The organism is Aeromonas veronii (genome assembly GCF_040215105.1).
GTDB classification, from domain to species: Bacteria; Pseudomonadota; Gammaproteobacteria; order Enterobacterales; family Aeromonadaceae; genus Aeromonas; species Aeromonas veronii_G.
This window is the reverse complement of record NZ_CP157875.1, coordinates 681,164-702,418: the sequence shown is the minus strand read 5'-3', so window position 1 is coordinate 702,418 and position 21,255 is coordinate 681,164. Positions and strand designations below refer to the sequence as shown.

Genomic DNA, 21,255 nt, shown 5'->3' with positions numbered 1-21,255 from the left:
TGGATCCTTAACGACTAAACCAGAAATAGGCCACAACGGCCAAACCAATACAGAGCCAGCCCAGCACATCCACATAGTGCATCAGCTTGCGCTCCATCTTCTCACCGCCCCAGCGCATCAGGCCCGCGACGAGGAAGAAGCGCATACCACGCCCGATCAGCGAGGTCAGGATGAAGGGCAACAGTGCCATGTGGAGCAGTCCCGCCGTGACGGTAAACACCTTGTAGGGGATCGGCGTGAAACTGGCAATAAAAATCACCCAGATCCCCCATTGCTCAAACCACAGCTCGGCCAGGGCAATCTTGTCCTCATAACCGACCGAGACCACCAGGGGCTGCACCACGGGATCCCAGAGGGCATAGCCCAGCAGATAACCAAACAGCGCCCCCAGCACGGAGAAGAAGGTCGCGAGGCCGGCGTAGTGCCAGGCCCGTTGCGGCTTGCCGAGCGCCATGGGCGCCAGCATCACATCCACCGGAATGGGCCAGAAGATGGATTCGATAAAGGCGGTGATGGAAAGATACCAGGGGGCATATTTGTGGCGAGCCCACTGCATCACCAATACATAGAGGCGGGAAAACAACTTCACTCAACATCTCCGTCGATAAGGGGAACAAAACGCACCGGCTCCAGGATCCGGCTGGTCAGCTGGGAGCCGGATCGCTCGATCAGTTGCAGGGTCTGCTGGCTGTCACCCACCGGCAGCACCAGTCGACCCCCCTCGGCCAGCTGATCGGTCAGGGCCTTTGGCACCTCGCTCGCCGCCGCCGTCACCAGAATGGCATCGAAGGGGCCCTTGTTGGGCCAGCCCAGCCAGCCGTTGCCATGCTTGGCCGACACATTGTGCAAGTCGAGCTGACGCAGCCGACGCCGGGCCTGGAACTGCAGCGACTTGATCCGCTCCACCGTGTAGACATGCTCCACCAGATTGGCCAGCACGGCAGTCTGATAACCCGAGCCAGTGCCGATCTCCAGCACATGGGCCGGATCGTTTTGCATCAGCAGCTCGGTCATCCGCGCCACCATGTAGGGCTGCGAGATGGTTTGGCCGTGGCCGATGGGCAGGGCCGTGTTGTCCCAGGCCTTGTGGGCCATGGCCTCATCCACGAACAGCTGGCGCGGCACCTTGGCGATCGCCGCGAGCACGCGAAAATCCCGCACATCCTGGGCGATCAGCTGATTTAACAAGCGCTGGACTATCACAGCATCAACCCTGCAAATCCAGCCAGGCGCCCAGACCGGCCAGACTGTTGTAGGCCGTCATGTCGATGGTCAGCGGGGTGATGGAGACATAACCCTGCTCGATGGCGGCGAAGTCCGTGCCCTCCCCCGCATCCTGCTGGCTGCCCGGTGGGCCAATCCAGTAGATGGGCTGGCCACGGGGATCCTCGGTGCGGATCACCGATTCGGCGCGGTGGCGATTGCCAAGGCGGGTCACCTTGATGCCCTTGATCTGCGCCAGGGGCAGATCCGGCACATTGACGTTGAGGATCTGATCCGCCGGCAGGGGGTGCACCATCAGGCCCCGCACCAGCTGGGCCGCATAGTGGGCAGCGCTGGCGAAATGAGTCTTGCCCACCAGGGAGATGGCGATGGACGGGAAGCCCAGATGACGCCCCTCTGTCGCCGCCGCGACCGTGCCGGAGTAGATGACATCATCCCCCAGATTGGCGCCGTGGTTGATGCCGGCCACCACCATGTCGGGCTCCGGGCGCACCAGTTCGTTGACCGCCAGGTGCACGCAGTCCGTCGGCGTCCCCTTGACCGCATAATACCCGGTCTCGCTGATGCGGGTGACCCGCAACGGCACTTCCAGCGTCAGGGAGTGACTCGCCCCGCTGCGGTTGCGATCCGGCGCCACCACGATGACCTCGGCACAGGCCGCCAGCGCAGTGCTGAGGGCACGAATGCCCTCGGCGTGTACTCCATCGTCATTACTGACCAGAATTCGCATCGGTTGAATCCCTGAAACCGTGATCGGCCTCTTCGGCCTGCATTAACTCGCGCACCAGGCTGGTCGCAAAGGCGCCAGCCGGCAGGAAGAATGACAGGGTCAGCACCCCGGCTTCCTGCGTCCATTCCATCGCCTCTGGCTTGAGCAGCAGCGGACGCCTGTCCTGATCCAGCCCGGCTTTCTCGAGCCCCTCGCACCACTCGCGATAGGGGGCCAGCACGGATTGCTCGAACTCGGCGGCGGCGCCCTGGCTCGCCAGCCGGCCACGCCCCCACTGGGGCGCGGTGAGCTGCACATCGCCGGAGGCAAGACGCGCCTCAAGCTCCGGGGTCAGCGTCTCTTCGCTGAAGATGGAGTGGCTGCCTTTTAGCATCACGCAGTCACCGGCCAGCAGCTGATGGGCCAGGCCCTGCTCGATGCGGGCGCTGACGATGGCGTTGAACAGCATGCTGCGGGCGGCGGAGAGATACAAAGAACGCTTGTTGCGATCCTTGATCCGCTTGCCGCCAAACATCGCCTTGGCCGCCTCCAGGTTGTTGCCGCCCCGACCGAAACGCTGCTCGCCATAGTAGTTCGGCACCCCCTGGGTGGCGATGGCGTGCAGCCGGGACTCCAGCCCCTCGGAGTGCTCCAGCCCGGTGAGACGCAGGCGGAAGTGGTTGCCCTTGAGGTAGCCGACCCTAAGTTTCTTGTTGTGGCGCCTGGCTTGCAGGATCTGGATGCTGTCGCTCTCGATGACCGACAGGTCCGGCTCCCCCTTGCCCGGCAGGTGGATGCCGAACCACTGCTCGGTCACCGCGTGGCGATCTTTCAGCCCCGCCCAGGTCACCGCATGGCGGGCAACGCCGGCGGCATCCGCCAGCAGGCCCGCCACCCAGGCGGTGTTCTCGCCAGTCTTGCGCACCCGCACGAAGATGTGTTCCCCCTCGCCGCAAGGCTCGAAACCGAGATCCTCGACCACCACGAAGTCACTGGCCTCGGCCTTGAGAATACCGCGGGCGGTCGGCGCCCCGTGCAGATAGCTAAGCTGTTCCAGCATCATTGTTTCACCAGTAAGACGACGGCTTCGGTGGCGATCCCTTCCTTGCGCCCCGTGAACCCAAGCTGTTCCGTGGTGGTCGCCTTGACATTCACCCGGTTCAAATCACATTGCAGATCCGCCGCCAGCACGGCGCACATGGCCTCGATATGGGGGGCCATCTTGGGGGCCTGGGCGATGATGGTCACGTCCAGGTTGCCGATGGCATAACCCGATTTCAGCACCCGGGCATAGACGTCCCGCAGCAGGATGCGGCTATCGATCCCCTTGAACTCGGCGGCGGTATCGGGGAAATGGCGGCCGATGTCGCCGGCACCGATGGCCCCCAGCAGGGCGTCGCTCACCGCGTGCAGCACCACGTCTCCGTCGGAGTGAGCCAGCAGACCCTGTTCATAGGGCACGGCGACCCCTCCCAGCATGCAGGGGCCGACACCACCAAACTTGTGTACATCAAACCCGTGTCCAATCCGCATCATGTCCGGCTTTCCCTCATGTCACAAAAATCGGTTTCATCACTACTTGTCCAACGAGGAGCCTGTCGGCGCTCATTGGGTGAATCTGCTTGCCCGCTAGGGCGCAGCCTGTTGCTGCAGGAAGAGCCTGGCCAGGGCGAGATCCTCGGGCCGGGTCACCTTGATGTTGTCGGCCCGCCCTTCCACCATGCGCACCGTGAAACCGGCACGCTCCATGGCGGAGGCCTCGTCGGTGATGGCCGCCCCCAGGGCCAGCCCCTCTTCCAGCGCCCGCGTCAGGGGGGCGGTGGGGAACATCTGGGGCGTCAGGGCATGCCAGAGCTGCTCGCGCTCCACCGTCGCCAGAATGTTGCCGGCGGCGTCGGTGCGCTTCATGGTATCCCGCACCCGACTGCCGAGGATGGCGCCATCACACGTCAGCGCGCAGGCGATCAGGGCATCGAGATCCTCATGGCGCAGGCAGGGGCGAGCGGCATCGTGCACCAGTACCCAGGGGGTCTTGACGACTCGCAGGGCATTGAGCACCGAGAAGGCGCGCTCGGCCCCCCCTTCGACGCGCAGGATGCGGGGATCCGCCGCCACCGGCAGTCGTTCGAACCACTCATCCCCGGGTGAAACAGCGACAATAACCTGTTCAATCGCAGGATGGCACAATAAAACACCAAGGGTATGCTCGAATATGGTCTTGTCTGCCAGCGGCAGGTATTGCTTGGGGCAGTCGGCACCCATCCGGCTGCCGACACCGGCGGCCGGCACGATCGCCGTCAGGCCGCTGACGCTCAGCTCCTGAGGCAGATCAGTCATCGTAGGGCACTCCGTCCGGTTCCGTGACCTGGTCTTTTTCCTTGGGAATGATCCGGTAGAAGGTTTCGCCCTGTTTGATGTAACCCAGATCGTTGCGAGAGAGCTCCTCGATGGCCTCGAGGCCCGAGGTCAGATCGTCGATCTCGCGGTAAATCAGGTTGTTGCGGTCCTTGAGAACCAGGTTGTCCTGCTGCTGCCGATCGATGGCGCCGGAGAGTTCCCGATAGTCGGAGAGGCCGTTCTTCCCCAGCCAGAAGTCATATTGCAGCCCTCCCAACAGGAGGAGCAGGATTAGAGTGAGTAGCCGCATGCACTGAGTCTCCTTCAAGCGGCCTAGTTTCCCATATTCGCAGGCAAGACAAAAGAAAGCCGAAGCGCCAGATGGGCAAGGGAAATGAAAAATAGCGGGCTCGCCGCCGGATATGAAAAAGCCCCGCCAGATGGCGGGGCTTTCAACAGCACAAGTGCAGTCAGGCATTAAGCCTGGTTCTTCACTTCTTTCAGACCGCGGAACGGAGCCTTGGCACCCAGGGCTTCTTCGATACGGATCAGCTGGTTGTACTTGGCAACACGGTCAGAACGGCTCATGGAACCGGTCTTGATCTGGCCAGCAGCGGTACCCACGGCCAGGTCGGCGATGGTCGCATCTTCGGTCTCACCGGAGCGGTGGGAGATGACGGCGGTGTAGCCAGCGTCTTTGGCCATCTTGATGGCGTTCAGGGTTTCGGTCAGGGAACCGATCTGGTTGAACTTGATCAGGATGGAGTTGGCGATGCCGTTGTCGATGCCGCGCTTCAGGATCTTGGTGTTGGTTACGAACAGGTCGTCACCCACGATCTGGATCTTGCTGCCCAGTTCCTTGGTCTGGTAGGCGAAGCCTTCCCAGTCGGATTCGTCCAGGCCATCTTCGATGGAGACGATCGGGAACTTGGTGGTCAGGTCGGCCAGGTAGTCAGAGAACTCGTTGGAGGTAAAGGTACGACCCTCGCCCTTCAGGTTGTACTCTTTCTTCTCGGCGTCGTAGAACTCGGACGCGGCGCAGTCCATGGCCAGGGTGATGTCGGTGCCCAGCTTGTAACCGGCAGCGGCAACGGCTTCGGCGATCACTTCCAGCGCTTCGGCGTTGGACTTCAGGTTCGGCGCGAAGCCACCTTCGTCGCCCACGGCGGTAGCGTAGCCCTTGGCCTTCAGAACCTTGGCCAGGTTGTGGAACACTTCGGCACCCATGCGGATGGCTTCTTTCAGGGTCTTGGCGCCAACCGGCTGGATCATGAACTCCTGGATGTCGACGTTGTTGTCGGCGTGCTCACCACCGTTGATGATGTTCATCATGGGCAGCGGCATGGAGTAGACGCCCGGGGTACCGTTCAGCTCGGCGATGTGAGCGTACAGCGGCAGGCCCTTGGAGGCAGCGGCAGCCTTGGCGGCAGCCAGGGAAACGGCCAGGATGGCGTTGGCGCCGAACTTGGATTTGTTCTCGGTACCGTCCAGATCGATCATGATCTGGTCCAGAGCGGCCTGTTCCTTGGCATCTTTGCCCAGCAGAGCCTGAGCGATCGGGCCGTTGACGGCTTCGACGGCTTTCAGCACGCCTTTACCCAGGAAACGGCTCTTGTCGCCGTCACGCAGTTCCAGCGCTTCGCGGGAACCGGTGGACGCGCCAGACGGAGCGGCTGCCATACCAACAAAACCACCTTCCAGGTGAACTTCGGCCTCAACGGTCGGGTTACCACGGGAGTCGATGATTTCACGACCGATCACTTTAACGATCTTGGACATGTGTATTTCCTCAGGTTTCGTAAAAAAACAACAAAAATATGCCAAAAAAAGCGGCTGCGGCACAGGGCCTCAACCGCATTTATTTTCAATTACTTCAGATTGCGCTTCTGGTACTCACCGGCAGCCTTCACAAAACCGGCAAACAGGGCGTGTCCATCACGAGGAGTCGAGGTGAACTCCGGGTGGAACTGCGCGGCAACAAACCAAGGGTGATCCGGGATCTCGATAATTTCCACCAGTTTCTTGTCGGCGGAGAGACCGGTCACCTGCAAACCGGCTGCTTCAATTTGCGGCAGCAGCTTGTTGTTCACCTCATAGCGGTGACGGTGACGCTCGTAAATGGTCGGGGAACCGTACATCTGGCGCACCTTGGAGCCTTCCACCAGGTGGCAGAGCTGGGAGCCCAGACGCATGGTGCCGCCCAGATCGGACTTCTCGCTGCGGGTCTCGACGTTGCCTTCCTCATCCACCCATTCGGTGATGAGACCGACTACCGGGTACGGAGAGTCTTTCTTGAATTCGGAGGAGTGGGCGCCAGTCATGCCCGCCACGTTGCGGGCGAATTCGATCATGGCAACCTGCATGCCGAGGCAGATACCCAGGTAGGGGATCTTGTTCTCACGGGCATACTGGGCGGCCTGGATCTTGCCTTCCACGCCACGCTCGCCGAAGCCACCCGGTACCAGGATCGCATCCAGACCTTCCAGCAGCTCGGCGCCACGGGTCTCGATGTCCTGGGAATCGATGTACTTGATGTTGACGGACAGACGGGTCTTGAGGCCACCGTGCTTCAAGGCTTCGTTGACGGACTTGTAGGCATCCGGCAGGGAGACATACTTGCCCACCATGCCGATGGTCACTTCCGCGGTCGGGTTGGCCTCTTCGTAGACCACCTGTTCCCACTCGGACAGATCTGCCTCTTTGCACTCCAGGCCGAAACGGGCGATGAAGTAGTCATCCAGATTCTGGGACTTGAGCAGGGCCGGGATCTTGTAGATGGAGTCTACGTCCTTCATGGAGATGACGGCGCGCTCCGGCACGTTGCAGAACAGGGCGATCTTGGCGCGCTCAACGGCCGGGATGGCGCGATCGGAGCGGCAGATCAGCACGTCCGGCTGGATCCCGATGGAGAGCAGCTCCTTCACGGAGTGCTGGGTCGGCTTGGTCTTCACTTCGCCGGCGGCAGCCAGGTAGGGAACCAGGGTCAGGTGCATGAACATGGCATTGTCGCGGCTCACTTCGGCGGCCAGCTGACGAATGGCTTCGAGGAACGGCAGGGACTCGATGTCGCCCACGGTACCGCCCACTTCGACGATGGCCACCTGATGGCCTTCGGCACCGGCAATCACCCGCTCCTTGATGGCGTTGGTGATGTGCGGGATCACCTGGATGGTGGCGCCCAGGTAGTCACCACGACGCTCCTTGCGCAGTACGTCGGCGTAGATGCGGCCGGTGGTGAAGTTGTTGCGGCGGGTCATCTTGGTGCGGATGAAACGCTCGTAGTGACCCAGATCCAGATCGGTCTCGGCCCCGTCCTCGGTAACGAACACTTCACCATGCTGGGTCGGGCTCATGGTGCCCGGATCCACGTTGATATAGGGGTCCAGTTTCATGATGGTCACATCCAGACCACGGGCTTCCAGAATGGCTGCCAGAGAAGCTGCGGCAATGCCTTTGCCGAGGGATGAAACAACGCCACCAGTCACAAAAATATATTTGGTCGTCATGCTGAACCTGAAAGAAGTTTAGGGAATTTTAAGGGGTGCTTCGGGGATGAAGCAGGACGGGGAAACAGTATACCAAAACCCCCACTCCCAAACAATGAACAAAAATCTATCAGGCTCCCCGCCCCCCCGTCTTGCGCCAAATCAACTTTGTTCGGTTTCTTTGGCCCTGTCCCAGGCGGCGTCGAGCTTCTCCAATGAGCAATCGGTCATTTTCAGCCCTTCGGCGGCAATAAACTGCTCAACCTGTCGAAAACGACGTTCGAACTTGGCATTGGCGGCCCGCAGTACCTGCTCCGGATCCTTGCCGAGATGGCGCACCAGATTGACGGTGGCAAACAGCAGATCGCCAAGCTCATCGCTCACCCGCTCCTCGTTCACATCCACCATCAACGCCTCCTCCATCACCTCGTCGATCTCCTCGTGGATCTTGTCCACCACAGGGCCGAGGGTCTTCCAGTCAAAGCCGACGGTGGCGCAGCGCTTCTGGATCTTAGCCGCCCGGGTCAGGGCAGGCAGCGCCAGCGGAATGTCATCCAGCACGCTCTCCTTGTCCAGCGCCGCCCGCTCCTTGGCCTTTTCCGCCTCCCAGTTCACCTTGACCGCCTGCTCGTCATCGAGGTCGGCATCGGAAAACACATGGGGATGACGGCGAATGAGCTTCTCGCTCACGGTGTCGACGATGTCGGCGAAATCGAACAGCCCCTGCTCCTTGCCGAGCTGGGCGTAGAACACCACCTGGAACAGCAGATCCCCGAGCTCCCCCTTCAACCCTTCCCAATCCTGAGTCTCGATGGCATCGGCCACCTCGTAGGCCTCCTCCAGGGTGTGGGGCACTATGGTCTGGAAGCTCTGTTTCAGGTCCCAGGGGCAACCCCCGTCCGGATCCCGCAATTGGGCCATGATGTCGAGCAGCTTGGGGAGGTCATAAGGTTGGGTCATGGTCGTGTCACTTCATCAAATGGGGTCATCAAGAACAACCGGCCACAGGGGCCGGTTGGTGTGTATCACAGGCGCTTGGCGCTGATCACGTCGTTGAGCTGGCTGAGCTTGGCGAGCGCCCGGTTGAAGGCGTTGATGTTGTAGATCTCCAGCTCCATGTCGATTTCGGCGGTCTGTTCGCGCACGTTGGAGCGTGAACGCACCCCCATGACGTTGATCTTCTCGTTGGCGAGCACGGTGGTGATATCCCGCAGCAGACCGGATCTGTCGTTGGAGAGGATGCGGATGGTGAGGCCATAGCCGCCGGAGTAGTTCTCCCCCCAGACCGCTTCGATGAGCCGCTCCGGGTTGCGACGGGAGAGCTCCTTGAGCTGCTCGCAATCGTCCCTGTGGATGGAGACGCCGCGCCCCATGGTGATGAAGCCCTGGATGCTGTCCCCCGGGATGGGCTGGCAGCAGCGGGCGATGTGGGTCATCAGGTTGCCGACCCCTTCCACCACGATGTGATCCTTGGGTTTGGGGCGGAACGGCACGTTGGCCTTCTGCTCCAGCTTCTCCAGCAGGCGGCGGTCTTCCTCCTCCGCCGTCGGCTTGTTGTAGCGGGTATCCAGGTAGTTCAGCAGCTGGTTGATGCGGATGTCGCCACTGCCGATGCCCGCCAGCAGATCCTCGAGCTCCTCCGCGTGGAAGCGCTCCAGCACCACCTTGTCCACCTTGGCGAGGGTGAGGTTGTGCCTGTCCAGTTCCTTTTCCAGCAGCTCCTTGCCGGCGGCGATGTTCTTGTCCCGATCCAGCTTCCTGAACCAGGTGGCCACCTTGGCCCGCGCCCGGCTGGAGCGCAGGAAACCGGCGTTGGGGTTCATCCAGTCGCGGCTCGGGTTCGGCTCCTTCTGGGTGATCACCTCCACCTGGTCACCGGTCTGCAGGGTGTAGGTGAAGGGGACGATGCGGCCGTCTATCTTGGTGCCGATGCAGCGGTGGCCGATCATGCTGTGAACGTGATAGGCGAAGTCCAGCGGGGTGGCGCCGGCAGGCAGATCGATCACATCCCCCTTGGGAGTGAAGACATAGACTCTGTCCTCGAACACCTGACTGCGCAGATCGTCCAGCAAGGAGCCACTTTCCGACAGATCCTCCTGCCAGGCGAGGAGCTTGCGCAGCCACTCGATCTTGTCCTCGAAGGTGTTGGTCTTGGCTGCGGCCTGGGCCCCTTCCTTGTAGCGCCAGTGGGCGGCGACGCCGAGCTCCGCATCCTGATGCATCTGCTCGGTGCGGATCTGGATCTCTACCGTCTTGCCCTCTTCCCCCACCACCACGGTGTGGATGGACTGGTAGCCGTTGGGCTTGGGGTTGGCGACATAGTCGTCGAATTCACGGGGAATGTGGTGGAAGTGGGTGTGGACGATGCCGAGGGCCGCGTAGCAATCCTGCAGCCGCTTGGTCACCACCCGCACCGCGCGCACGTCGAACAACTCGTTGAATTCGAGGTGCTTCTTCTGCATCTTGCGCCAGATGCTGTAGATGTGTTTCGGTCGGCCATAGACCTCGGCCTCGACTCCTGCCTCCGCCAGCGCATCGCGCAGGGATTGCACGAACTCGCGGATATAACGCTCCCGATCGAGACGCTTCTCGTCGAGCTGCTTGGCAATCTGCTTGTAGGTATCCGGGTGCAGGTAGCGGAAGGCGAGATCCTCGAGCTCCCACTTGAGCTGACCGATGCCGAGCCGGTTGGCCAGCGGTGCATAGATGTTGGAGATCTCCTGGGCCATCAGCACCCGGGTCTCTTCATCCGCCTTCTTGGCTTCCCGCAGGCAGGCGATCCGCTCCGCCAGCTTGATCACCACGGCGCGCACGTCCTCGACCATGGCGAGCAGCATGCGACGCACATTGTCGACCTGCTCCGGCGAGGTCTCGCTGCGATGCAGGGTCTGCAGGGAGCGGATGGCCTCCATCTCCAGCACCCCTTCCACCAGCTTGGCGATCTTGGGGCCGAAGTCCTCCTCCACCTTCTCCTGCTTGATGAGACCGGCTTCGACGAAGGGGTAGAGGATGGCGGCCTTGAGGGTGGCGAGATCCATGCTGAGCATCAGCAGTATGCCCACCATCTCGACACCGCGAACCAGCAGGCGGTTGGTGAGGGCCTCATCACCCAGGGTCAGGCAAAACTGGTAGACGGTTCGCAGCTGATTCTTGTCGCTTTCACTCAGACCGAGTGAATTGACCCACTCTTCGAGGGTGAAGTTGTCCTTCAAATGAATATCGCGTACCGCAACCATGGTATCAATCCTTAAAAAGTGTGGGGCCAGGAGCCGTCGCTCCCGCCCCTCATCAGCTGACGATTGCCTCAAATGGGGATAAATGGTCGACTTTTCAAGGCGTATCACCCATCAGGGCAACAGGAGCCTCCCACCTGTCCGGCCAATTTTCGACGCTCTAGATTACCCTAATCACCCTGCACACACAGCATCCGGCATTCAGGAACAGGGAGATAAGTCTGCCTGCCCCCCTTCCCGAATAACGTCGCTCAGCCTCGCTCAAACAGCGCCATGGACTCCAGATGGCCGGTGTGAGGGAACATGTCCAGCATGCCCAGGCGGGTCAGTCGATAACCCTGCTTCACCAGCACCTGGCTGTCACGGGCCAGGGTGACCGGGTTACAGGAGACATAGACCACCCGCTTCGGGGAAAGTGCCGCCACGTGGCTCATCACTTCCAGGGCGCCGGGGCGAGCCGGATCCAGCAGTACCAGATCGAAGCCTTCCCGCGCCCAGGACATGCCTTTGATGTCACCACTCAAGTCCGCCTTGAAGAAACGGGCGTTGTCGATGCCGTTGCGACGGGCGTTTTCCTGGGCCCGGGCCACCATGGCGAGATCCCCTTCAACCCCCACCACTTCCCGGGCCTGACGGGCCAGGGGCAGGGTGAAGTTGCCGATGCCGCAGAACAGATCCAGCACCTTGTCATCCGGGGTGGCACCGAGCCAGTTCAGGGCCTGATTGACCATGGCCTGGTTGATGGGGCCGTTGACCTGGATGAAGTCCCCCGGGGCAAATGCAAGAGACAGGCCATCGAGAGAGTAGCTCGGCTGGAATTGTTGACGCAGGGGTTCTATCTGTTCGTCCGCGGCCTGCAGGTAGAGATCGATCCCCTGATCTTGCGCGAATTCGATCAGCATGGCCCGGTCGGTCTCGTTCGGCCGGCCGGTGTGGCGCAGCAGCATCAGGATCCCCTGCTCCGCCTGAATGAGCTCCGCATGGCCCAGTTCACGCTGGCTCTTGAGGCGATTGAGGCAGTCGCGCAGCGGGTTGATGAGGGCGGAGAGAGGCTCGGCCAGCACGGGACAGCCCTGGATTTCCACCAGGTCGCTGGACTGGCGGCGACGGAAACCGACCCGGGTACAGCGGCCATTCTTGTCAAACTTGATGGCCAGCCGGCAGACCCGGCGGTATGAGCGGGACTCCCCGTTGAGAGCGGGTTCGAGGGGCGGCGGCTGGATGTTGCCGAGACGTTCGAACAGGCTGACCAGGCCGGCCTCCTTGGCCCCTTGCTGATCCGCCTCGGACAGGTGCTGGGCGCTGCAACCACCGCATTCCCGGTAATGAGCGCAGAAGGGGTCGATCCGATTGGCCGCCGGGGTGACGATCTGCTGCAGGGCACCGTGGGCGTACTGCTTCTTGTCATCCAGGATGCGAACCTTGACCCGTTCACCGGGCAGCGCCCCTTCGACGAAGATCGCCTTGCCCTGATGACGGCCGACGCCAACACAGTGATGGTCCAGACTGTCTACCGTAAATTCAATACGTTGGGGCTGGGTGGATTTCTTTTGGGGCTTGAAAAACTGGGCCATAAAACTTGGTGCCTATAGGTGGCTATGTCATGATTGTGAGGTCTGCAGCAGGTCATTGTCCCACAAGAATAATAGTATGACCAAATGCGGCCTCGGGGCCCGTGCTGTCATGACCTCACCCTATGTCAGTCCTCTTCGTCGGCGGTTTATCAGCATGACCAGATATGGCCTTCACGCCAGTGCGGCAATGACCCTCGTATCCGCCCTCATCCCCAACGGGTTATCAGCATGACCAGATATGGCCTCAGAGCCAGGGTGCTGGCCTTCACCATCTTGCCCACCCTCATCATCGGCGGTCTGATTGCCGGTTATTTCACCTTCCACCGCTACCAGCAGTTGGAAAGCAGCCTGATCGATCAGGGCATCAACATCATAGAACCCCTGGCGATTGCCAGTGAGTACGGGATGACCCAGCACAGTCGCGAATCCCTCAAGCGGCTGATCGGGCTCACCCATCGCAAGAATTCCCCCTTCATCAAGTCCATCGCCGTCTTCACCCAGGACAACCAGCTGTTCGTCACCTCCAACTACCACAGGGACTTCGGCCAGCTGCGCCTGCCCGATGGCAGCGCCATCCCGGAGCTCACCAGCGTCTCCTTCAACGGCGATGACATCATACTGCGCACCCCCATCCAGGCGGAGACCAGCCTAGACGGCTTCCCGCTGCCGAGCGATCTGGAGCCGCCGGTGATCGGCTACATCTCCATGCAGCTTGCCACTGACAGGGCCATCGTCCTGCAATATCGCGATGCCTTCTTCGCCGTGGTCATGGTGCTCATCGGCCTGGCCATCAGCACCCTGTTCGGGTTCAGACTGGTCAAGAGCGTGACCCAACCCATCACCGACATGGTGCAAGCGGTGCACCGGATCAGGGAGGGGCGACTCGATACCCGGGTCAGCGGCCAGCTCACCGGCGAGCTGGACATGCTGAAAAACGGCATCAATGCCATGGCCAAGGCGCTCTCCGAATATCACGAGGAGATGCAGCAGAACATCGACCAGGCCACCTCGGATCTGCGGGAGACCCTGGAGCAGATAGAGATCCAGAACGTCGAGCTCGACATGGCGAAAAAACGTGCCCAGGAGGCCGCCAGGGTCAAATCCGAATTCCTGGCCAACATGTCCCACGAGCTGCGCACCCCCTTGAACGGCGTCATCGGCTTCACCCGTCAGCTGCTCAAGACCAGCCTGACCCCGAGTCAGACCGACTACATGCAGACCATCGAGAAGTCGGCCCGCAACCTGCTCGGCATCATCAACGACATCCTCGACTTCTCCAAACTGGAGGCGGGCAAGCTGCAGCTCGAGCATATCCCGTTCAGCCTGCGCGACACCCTGAACGAGACCATGCACCTGCTGGGCCCGAGCGCCCACGACAAGCAGCTGGAACTCTCCCTGCAGGTGGATGCCGAGGTGCCGGACTACCTCACCGGCGACCCCATGCGACTGCAGCAGGTGCTGACCAACCTCACCGGCAACGCCATCAAGTTCACCGAGCGCGGCAACGTGGATGTCCGCATCGAGCAGCTCGAGGCCGGCAATGGCCTCCATGCCGGCAAGAAGGTGCGGCTCCGGGTGCTGATCCACGATACCGGCATCGGCATCTCGGAGGAGCAGCAGCGCCAGCTGTTCCAGGCGTTCAACCAGGCCGACTCCTCCATCTCCCGCCGCTATGGCGGCACCGGCCTCGGCCTCGTCATCACCCAGAAGCTGGTGCAGCAGATGGGGGGGCAGATCCGCTTCGAATCCGAACTTGGCAAGGGTTCCATCTTCTCCTTCAACCTGGAACTCGACGTCTCTCCCCTGCCCCAGACCGAGCGGCTGCCACTGGATCGCATCCAGGGCAAACGGGTCTGGCTGCTGGAGCCGGATCCCTTCGCCCACGCCTCCCTGCACGCCCTGCTGGCCGAATGGCAGCTGGATGTGCACTCCCTCGGCATGGACGACGACTGGCCCGACATGAGCCGCCAGGATGTGGTGATCATCGGCAGCAGCACCCAGCATCCTCCCCAGCAGGTGATCGCCCGCCTCGATGGCCTCGGCGATGCCCAGAACACCATAGTGGTGCTGAGCAGCCACGAACCCGCCCTGTATGACGCCATGCAGGCTCACGGTGCCCAGCACTGCCTCTCCAAGCCCATCAACCATCGCAAGTTGCTGCACGCCCTGCTCTCCCCCGAGACCGCCAGAGACGCCCGGCTGCCCGTCCCCGTCACGCCTCCCGAGCCGGCTATCAAGGTGCAGGAGGTCAAGGTACTGGCGGTGGATGACAATGCCGCCAACCTCAAGCTCATCGCCGCCATGCTCAAGGAGATGGTGAGCCAGGTGGTGGTGTGCAAGAACGGCAAGGAGGCGGTCAGCCTGGCCCAGAGCCAGCCGTTCGACATCATCTTCATGGACATACAGATGCCGATCATGGATGGCATCAGCGCCACCCAGGCCATTCGTCGCCACTCCCTCAACATGGAGACCCCCATAGTCGCGGTCACCGCCCACGCCATCCCGGGGGAGCGGGAGCGCTTGATCCGCCAGGGCATGGATGACTATCTGGCCAAGCCCATCGACGAGAGCATGCTGGCCCAGCTCATTACCGACTTCGCCCATCGTCGCCACCAGAATCACGGGGACGAGCAGATAGACTGGGCCCTCGCCGTGCGCCAGGCCGCCGGCAAGACGGAGCTGGCCCAGGAGATGCTGACCATGCTGCTGGCCAGCTTCGACGAGGTGGAGCCCCTGCTGGAGTCCGCCCTCGCGGGGCAGGCCGACGATGCCGAGGTGCTGGCCCAGTTGCATCGCCTCAACGGTGGTTGCGCCTACTCCGGCGTCCCCGGCCTGCAGCGCCTGCTCTCCCAGCTGGAGCAGCAGTTGCGGGACGGTGTGCCGGTGAGCGAGCTGGAGCCCGAATTGCTGGAATTGCAGGATGCGCTGGCGCAGGTGCGTCAGGAGGCGCCACGCTATCTCGATGCGAGCGAATGACGCGCTTTTTCTGACGCACAGCCCGGTAAATGGTAGAGTTGCGCCGTTTTTTACAGGAGTCAGCATGACCAACAACGATATTCTGCGCCGTCTGCGCTACGCCCTCACCATCAGCAACGATCAGATGGTCGAGATGTTTGCCAAGGGCAACCTGACCGTCACCCATGCCCAGTTGCACGGCTGGCTGCTGAAAGAGGCGGCGGAAGGCGAAGCGCAAGAGCCGGGCTTCATGGCCTGTCCGGATTCGGCGCTGAGCCAGTTCCTCGACGGTTTCATCGCCCTGCGTCGCGGCGTGCGCGAGGATGCACCGCCCCAGGTGATCCCGAACCGGATCAACAACAACCTGATCCTGCGCAAACTGCGCATCGGCCTGAACTACAAGGAAGAGGACATGCTGGGCACCCTCAAGCTCGCCAACTTCAACCTCTCCAAGTCCGAGCTGAGCGCCCTGTTCCGCGCCAAGGATCACAAGCACTATCAGGATTGCGGGGATCAGATCCTGCGCAACTTCCTGATTGGCCTCACCGCCAAGCATCGCGCTTGACATAGCTGCCACGCCTGAGCCATGGACCAGCGCCTCCGCTCACCCTCAGCCCTCATCAGGATGGCCGGTGAGCTGCGCTGGTCGCTCTGCCTGCTGCTTCTACTGCTGACCGCCTGTCAGCCCGCCCCCTACCATCTCGATACCCGCCATACCAGCGCCAGCCAGAATGGCCGCATCGCCTTTCTTATCCTGCACTACACGGACGAGGACGATGCCCACTCCCTGCGCCTGCTGACGGAACCTCAATACAAGGTGAGTGCCCACTATCTGGTGCCACGGGATATCGAACAGAGCCCGCTGCCGGTCTACCAGCTGGTGCCCGACGATAGGCGTGCCTGGCATGCCGGTCGCAGCCGCTGGCACCAGTATGCCGGCCTCAATGCCAGCTCGCTCGGCATCGAGATCGTGAACCTCGGCTATGACGAAAAAGAGGCCGCGCTCCCCGCGCACCTGCGCCACTGGCAGCCCTTCACCCGGGCCCAGATCGCCGCCGTCGGCGCCCTGGCGCGGGATCTGGTGACGCACCATCAGATCCCGCCGACCCAGGTACTGGCCCACAGCGACATCGCCCCCGATCGCAAGCAGGATCCCGGCCCCCTCTTTCCCTGGCGCGAGCTCGCCCTGGACTACGGGGTCGGCGCCTGGCCAGACGAAGCCAGGGTCACCGCCCTGCGCCAGAGCGCCCTGCCAGCCTGGGGTGCTCTCCAGTGGCAACAGCAGCTCGCCCGCTACGGCTATGGCATTGCCCCCAGCGGTGACTGGGATGAGCAGAGCCAGGCCGTGCTGCGCGCCTTCCAGCTCCACTTTCGCCCGACGTTGGTGACCGGCGAGCCGGATGCCGAGTCTCAGGCCATTCTGATGGCGCTGCTGGAGCGTTACTTCCCGTCCCCCTGAATCCTCCTTCCCCCTCACCGGATGCAGAGTGCCAGCGAAATGCCTGATGGCATTGCGAAAACCTGACTTTCCGATGTTCGGGATCCCACCCAACGCCGCGCCAAAAAACGACAAGGGACGCCGTGGCGTCCCTCGTTGATCCCGCTCTGGCGAGCAGACATCAGATCCCCTGACGGGCTTCCTGCATCAGCAGACGCATGTCGCTGACCGCCTTGGCCAGACCGTCGAAAGCGGCGCGGCCGATGATGGCGTGGCCGATGTTGAGCTCATAGAGCTCGGGGATGGCGGCGATGGCCTTGACGTTGTGATAGTGCAGGCCGTGGCCGGCATTCACCTTCAAGCCCTTGCCGACGGCATAGGAGGCACCGGCGGCGATCCGTTTGAACTCGGCGTTGCGCTCCGCATCCGTGGTGGCGTCGGCGTAACGGCCGGTGTGGATCTCGATGAAGGGAGCCCCGCTCGCGGCGGCGGCATCGATCTGCAGATAATCCGCATCGATGAACAGGGAGACCTTGGCACCGACGGCGGCCAGGCGCGTGGCCGCATCGGTCACCTTGTCCAGCTGACCGGCCACGTCCAGCCCCCCTTCCGTGGTCACCTCGGTACGCTTCTCCGGTACCAGGCAGACGAACTGGGGCTGGATGCGGCAGGCGATGCCGATCATCTCTTCGGTCACCGCCATCTCCAGGTTCATCCTGGTCTGGATGGTCTGACGCAGGATCTCCACGTCACGGTCGGTGATGTGGCGGCGATCTTCCCGCAGGTGAACCGTGATGCCATCGGCACCGGCCTGCTCGGCCACGAAGGCGGCCTGTACCGGATCCGGGTACTGGGTGCCGCGGGCATTGCGCAGGGTGGCGATGTGATCGATGTTCACGCCCAGGTAGATCTCGCTCATTGCATACTCCTTGATACAGGTCATCTGTTCATTGTGGGTTGGCGCCAGCGCCAGTCCCGGTTGTCCATGAGCCACCGGATGCGGGTTTTCCCTCCCATGTGGCAGCGATATATTCTTTAAAATTCAGACAGGCCTACAGTAACTATCGAGAATATCGAATTTGTTAGCCTGAAATACTGCCCCTGCGCTTTAAAAACAGCTCCCGGCTCTTCAGCTGACGCTTGCCCAGATAGGGTTGCAACGCCAGTCGGCTGAAACGCTTGGCCGCCTGCAGCAAGGGAGGGGTGTCGAAGCGCCCTTCGGCGAAGGCCAGCAGGTGAGCGCCGAGGAACAGGGTACGGGGATCCGGCGCCCGCTCGCAAGCCACAAAGCCGAGCTCCCGCTCGAAGCCGTACAGCAGCTCGGGTTGAATGGGAGACTCGTCGTCGGCGGCATACTCGAAATCCACCGCATAGCCGAGCGCCTGCAGCAGCAGGAACTCGAAACGGCGCAGGGGCAGCTCCGGGGTTTCACCATCCGCCAGCGCCATGATGGCGCGGGCATAGGCGTCGAACACCTCGGGGAAAGGGGTATGGGCTTCCAGCAGGTAGTAGACCAGCTCGTTGAGATAGAGGCCGTAGAACAGCCGATCGCCACCGAGCCGCAGGGAGTGATCCGGGCACTCCACCTGGGTGAGATTCTTGAGATCCCCCTTGCCACGCCAGGCGATGGTAAGCAGGGAGAAAGGCTGCAACAGCCCCTTCAGAGGGGAGCGTGGCCCGCGAGAACCGCGAGCCACCAGGGTAAAGCGACCACTATCCTGGGTGAAAACCTCGACCAGCTGGCTGGTCTCCCGATAGGGCCGGCTGTGGATGACGAAAGCCGGGCTCAGCAACCGCTCGGCACCACTTAATCGTCGCCATAGCCGAGACTGCGCAGGGCGCGCTCGTCATCGGCCCAGCCGGATTTGACCTTGACCCAGAGCTCCAGGTGCACCTTGTTCTGGAACAGGCGTTCCATGTCGAGGCGTGCCTCGGTGCCTATAGTCTTGATCTTCTCGCCCTTGTTGCCGATGACCATCTTCTTCTGGCCATCGCGCTCCACCAGGATCAGGCCGTGGATGTGGTACAGACCGTTCTCCTCCACCTTGAAGCGCTCGATCTCCACGGTCACCGAGTAGGGCAGCTCCTCACCGGTGAAACGCATCAGCTTCTCGCGGATGATCTCGGAGGCCATGAAGCGGGAGGAGCGGTCGGTCACGTAATCTTCCGGGAAGAAGTGGACGTTTTCCGGCAGCAGATCCTTGGCCCACTCGCGGATCTTCTCCACGTTGGTGCCCTTCTCGGCGCTGATGGGCAGGATATGGGCGAAGTTCATCTGCTGGCCCAGCCACTCGAGGTGGGGGAGCAAGTCTTCCTTCTCCTTGACGTTGTCGATCTTGTTGACCGCCAGCACCACGGGGCACTTGAGGTGGCGCAACTTGCCGAGCACCATCTCGTCGTCCTTGGTCCAGTGGGTACCGTCCACCATGAACACCACCATGGCCACGTCCCCGAGGGAGCTGGTGGCGGCGCGGTTCATCAGGCGGTTGATGGCCCGTTTCTCTTCGATGTGCAGACCCGGGGTGTCCACGTAGATGGTCTGGTAGTTCTCCTCGGTGTCGATCCCCAAAATCCGGTGACGGGTGGTCTGGGGTTTCTTCGAGGTGATGCTGACCTTCTGGCCAAGCAGCTTGTTGAGCAGGGTGGACTTGCCCACGTTGGGGCGGCCCACGATGGCGACGAAGCCGCAGTAAGTGGTATCTGTCATGACAATCTTTCCAATGCTTGCTGCGCGGCGGCTTGTTCAGCCTTGCGGCGGCTGGTGCCGATCCCGACCAGGGGACCATCCAGGCCATCCACCTCGCACTGGACGGTGAACTCCTGATTGTGGGCCTCGCCCTTGACGTTGGTCACCGTGTAGGTCGGCAGGGATTTACGGCTTCCCTGCAAAATTTCCTGCAGCCGGGTCTTGGGATCCTTCTGCTCGATGCCGGGCTTGATCTCCTCCAGGCGGCTGGCGTACCAGCCGAGCAACAGGGTTCGCACCGTCTCCAGATTGGTATCCAGATAGATGGCGCCGATCACCGCCTCGACCGTGTCGGCCAGGATCGACTCGCGGCGAAAACCGCCGCTTTTCAGCTCACCCGGCCCCAGGATCAGGTGATCCCCGAGATCGAACTCCCGGCCGAGTTCGGCCAGGGTCTTCTCCCGCACCAGGGTGGCGCGCATCCGGCTGAGATCCCCTTCCGCCGCTTGCGGGAAGCGGTGGAAGAGGTCATCGGCAATCACCAGACTCAGGATGGAGTCACCCAGGAATTCCAGTCGCTCGTTGTGACGGGAGCCGGCGCTGCGGTGAGTCAGCGCCCGGGTCAGTCGTTCTTGATCCTGAAAGACATGCCCGAGACGGGACTGCAGTCTGTTCATCTTGATATTCATTTACTTGATTCCGCCAATGCGGTTGAAGCGCACACCGGTCGGCACCCAGCCTGGCAAGCTGGAACCTTCCTCGCGCTCGAATTCGAAACTGATCCAGATGGCGACCGCCTTGCCCACCAGGTTCTCCTCGGGCACGAAGCCCCAGAAGCGACTGTCGGTGCTGTTGTCGCGGTTGTCACCCATCACGAAGTAGTGGCCTTCCGGCACCACCCACTCATCGGGGTAGGTACCCGGCTGACGATAGTAGCGATCCACCAGATCCGGCATGAGCGGATTGCGCAGGGTCTCGTGAGAGACATCGCCCAACTGCTCGGTATAGCGATCCAGCGGGATCCCCATCTGGCTGAACTCACCACGTTGTTCAAACTTGACGTCGAGCTTCTTGAAGCCCGGGCACGTTTTCCCTGCCTGCTCGTCACACTTGGGCCGGATCATCAGCTCCTTGTTGCGATAGATGACCCTGTCTCCGGGCATGCCGACCACACGCTTGATGTAGTCGACCCGGGTATCCAGCGGATACTTGAACACCACCACATCCCCGCGCTTGGGAGAGCCAGTCTCGAGGAACTTGGTGTTGCTCACCGGATCCTTGAGGCCATAGGCAAACTTCTCCACCAGGATGAAGTCTCCCACCAGCAGGGTGGGCATCATGGAACCGGAGGGGATCTGGAACGGCTCGAAGATGAAGGAGCGCAGGATCAGCACCAGGGCAATGACCGGGAAGACCCCGCCGGTCTGTTCGATCCAGACCGGCATGGGGGCCACCTTGGCCAAGGTTTTCTCATCCACATTCGGGCCGGCATTGGCACGGGCAGCCGCTATCTTGGCCGCCCGTTGCTTGGACCAGACCAGCTTGTCGACGGTCCAGATGATGCCGGTCAGCAGGGTGACGACAACGAGGATCAGGGAAAAGGTGCTTGCCATC

The 21,255-nt window shown here is 61.9% G+C and carries 20 protein-coding genes; 3 read left to right on the top strand and 17 right to left on the bottom strand.

Going from position 1 to position 21,255, the window contains the following annotated elements:
• Window positions 1-7: 7 nt before the first annotated feature.
• The 12 genes from ABNP46_RS03405 to rlmD form a co-directional block, all read right to left on the bottom strand.
• Window positions 8-589 (bottom strand): YqaA family protein, encoded by a 582-nt coding sequence (locus ABNP46_RS03405; protein WP_349921025.1) that lies wholly within the window; start codon window positions 587-589, stop codon window positions 8-10.
• Window positions 586-1,203: a protein-L-isoaspartate(D-aspartate) O-methyltransferase gene (locus tag ABNP46_RS03400; protein WP_349921024.1), complete on the bottom strand. Its 618-nt coding sequence runs from the start codon at window positions 1,201-1,203 to the stop codon at window positions 586-588. The genes ABNP46_RS03405 and ABNP46_RS03400 overlap by 4 nt, the downstream gene beginning before the upstream one ends.
• Before the next feature lie 4 nt (window positions 1,204-1,207).
• Complete coding sequence (gene surE, locus ABNP46_RS03395) at window positions 1,208-1,954, bottom strand: 5'/3'-nucleotidase SurE (protein WP_349921022.1); 747 nt, start codon at window positions 1,952-1,954, stop codon at window positions 1,208-1,210.
• Window positions 1,935-2,993 (bottom strand): tRNA pseudouridine(13) synthase TruD, encoded by a 1,059-nt coding sequence (gene truD / locus ABNP46_RS03390; protein ID WP_349921021.1) that lies wholly within the window; start codon window positions 2,991-2,993, stop codon window positions 1,935-1,937. The genes surE and truD overlap by 20 nt, the downstream gene beginning before the upstream one ends.
• On the bottom strand, window positions 2,993-3,469 hold the full coding sequence (gene ispF / locus ABNP46_RS03385) for a 2-C-methyl-D-erythritol 2,4-cyclodiphosphate synthase (protein WP_349921020.1): 477 nt from the start codon (window positions 3,467-3,469) through the stop codon (window positions 2,993-2,995). The genes truD and ispF overlap by 1 nt, the downstream gene beginning before the upstream one ends.
• Before the next feature lie 93 nt (window positions 3,470-3,562).
• A complete protein-coding gene (gene ispD / locus ABNP46_RS03380) occupies window positions 3,563-4,270 on the bottom strand; it encodes a 2-C-methyl-D-erythritol 4-phosphate cytidylyltransferase (RefSeq protein ID WP_349921019.1) in 708 nt (235 codons plus the stop codon).
• On the bottom strand, window positions 4,263-4,580 hold the full coding sequence (gene ftsB, locus ABNP46_RS03375) for a cell division protein FtsB (protein ID WP_349921018.1): 318 nt from the start codon (window positions 4,578-4,580) through the stop codon (window positions 4,263-4,265). The genes ispD and ftsB overlap by 8 nt, the downstream gene beginning before the upstream one ends.
• Before the next feature lie 167 nt (window positions 4,581-4,747).
• The gene (gene eno, locus ABNP46_RS03370) at window positions 4,748-6,049 is read right to left on the bottom strand and encodes a phosphopyruvate hydratase (RefSeq protein ID WP_349921017.1); all 1,302 of its coding nucleotides are present in this window, start codon (window positions 6,047-6,049) and stop codon (window positions 4,748-4,750) included.
• Between the two features lie 89 nt (window positions 6,050-6,138).
• A complete protein-coding gene (pyrG, locus tag ABNP46_RS03365) occupies window positions 6,139-7,776 on the bottom strand; it encodes a glutamine hydrolyzing CTP synthase (RefSeq protein WP_349921016.1) in 1,638 nt (545 codons plus the stop codon).
• Window positions 7,777-7,917: 141 nt separating this feature from the next.
• Complete coding sequence (gene mazG / locus ABNP46_RS03360) at window positions 7,918-8,715, bottom strand: nucleoside triphosphate pyrophosphohydrolase (protein WP_349921015.1); 798 nt, start codon at window positions 8,713-8,715, stop codon at window positions 7,918-7,920.
• A 65-nt stretch (window positions 8,716-8,780) separates the two neighbouring features.
• Window positions 8,781-10,991 carry a GTP diphosphokinase gene (relA, locus tag ABNP46_RS03355; protein WP_349921014.1) on the bottom strand — a complete coding sequence of 737 codons (2,211 nt, stop codon included), beginning with the start codon at window positions 10,989-10,991 and terminating at the stop codon, window positions 8,781-8,783.
• A 248-nt stretch (window positions 10,992-11,239) separates the two neighbouring features.
• Window positions 11,240-12,562, bottom strand: coding sequence for a 23S rRNA (uracil(1939)-C(5))-methyltransferase RlmD (gene rlmD, locus ABNP46_RS03350; RefSeq protein ID WP_349921013.1), 1,323 nt, complete (start codon window positions 12,560-12,562; stop codon window positions 11,240-11,242).
• Between the two features lie 228 nt (window positions 12,563-12,790).
• Between rlmD and barA the strand changes: the two genes are divergently transcribed.
• The 3 genes from barA to ABNP46_RS03335 all read left to right on the top strand — a co-directional run bounded on the left by barA (window position 12,791) and on the right by ABNP46_RS03335 (window position 16,976).
• Window positions 12,791-15,538 carry a two-component sensor histidine kinase BarA gene (gene barA / locus ABNP46_RS03345; RefSeq protein ID WP_349921012.1) on the top strand — a complete coding sequence of 916 codons (2,748 nt, stop codon included), beginning with the start codon at window positions 12,791-12,793 and terminating at the stop codon, window positions 15,536-15,538.
• Window positions 15,539-15,602: 64 nt separating this feature from the next.
• Complete coding sequence (locus tag ABNP46_RS03340) at window positions 15,603-16,082, top strand: DUF1456 family protein (protein ID WP_349921010.1); 480 nt, start codon at window positions 15,603-15,605, stop codon at window positions 16,080-16,082.
• 21 nt (window positions 16,083-16,103) lie between these two features.
• A complete protein-coding gene (locus ABNP46_RS03335) occupies window positions 16,104-16,976 on the top strand; it encodes an N-acetylmuramoyl-L-alanine amidase (protein WP_349921008.1) in 873 nt (290 codons plus the stop codon).
• A gap of 160 nt (window positions 16,977-17,136) precedes the next feature.
• Here ABNP46_RS03335 and pdxJ read toward each other — a convergent pair whose 3' ends face one another.
• The 5 genes from pdxJ to lepB all read right to left on the bottom strand — a co-directional run bounded on the left by pdxJ (window position 17,137) and on the right by lepB (window position 21,254).
• A complete protein-coding gene (pdxJ, locus tag ABNP46_RS03330) occupies window positions 17,137-17,874 on the bottom strand; it encodes a pyridoxine 5'-phosphate synthase (RefSeq protein ID WP_349921007.1) in 738 nt (245 codons plus the stop codon).
• A 163-nt stretch (window positions 17,875-18,037) separates the two neighbouring features.
• Window positions 18,038-18,748, bottom strand: a complete 711-nt coding sequence (gene recO / locus ABNP46_RS03325) for a DNA repair protein RecO (protein ID WP_349921006.1) — start codon at window positions 18,746-18,748, stop codon at window positions 18,038-18,040.
• 14 nt (window positions 18,749-18,762) lie between these two features.
• The gene (gene era / locus ABNP46_RS03320) at window positions 18,763-19,662 is read right to left on the bottom strand and encodes a GTPase Era (RefSeq protein WP_011704750.1); all 900 of its coding nucleotides are present in this window, start codon (window positions 19,660-19,662) and stop codon (window positions 18,763-18,765) included.
• A complete protein-coding gene (rnc, locus tag ABNP46_RS03315; RefSeq protein ID WP_349921005.1) occupies window positions 19,659-20,330 on the bottom strand; it encodes a ribonuclease III in 672 nt (223 codons plus the stop codon). Before rnc ends, era begins: the two co-directional genes overlap by 4 nt.
• Window positions 20,331-21,254, bottom strand: coding sequence for a signal peptidase I (lepB, locus tag ABNP46_RS03310; protein WP_349921004.1), 924 nt, complete (start codon window positions 21,252-21,254; stop codon window positions 20,331-20,333).
• Window position 21,255 lies beyond the last annotated feature (1 nt).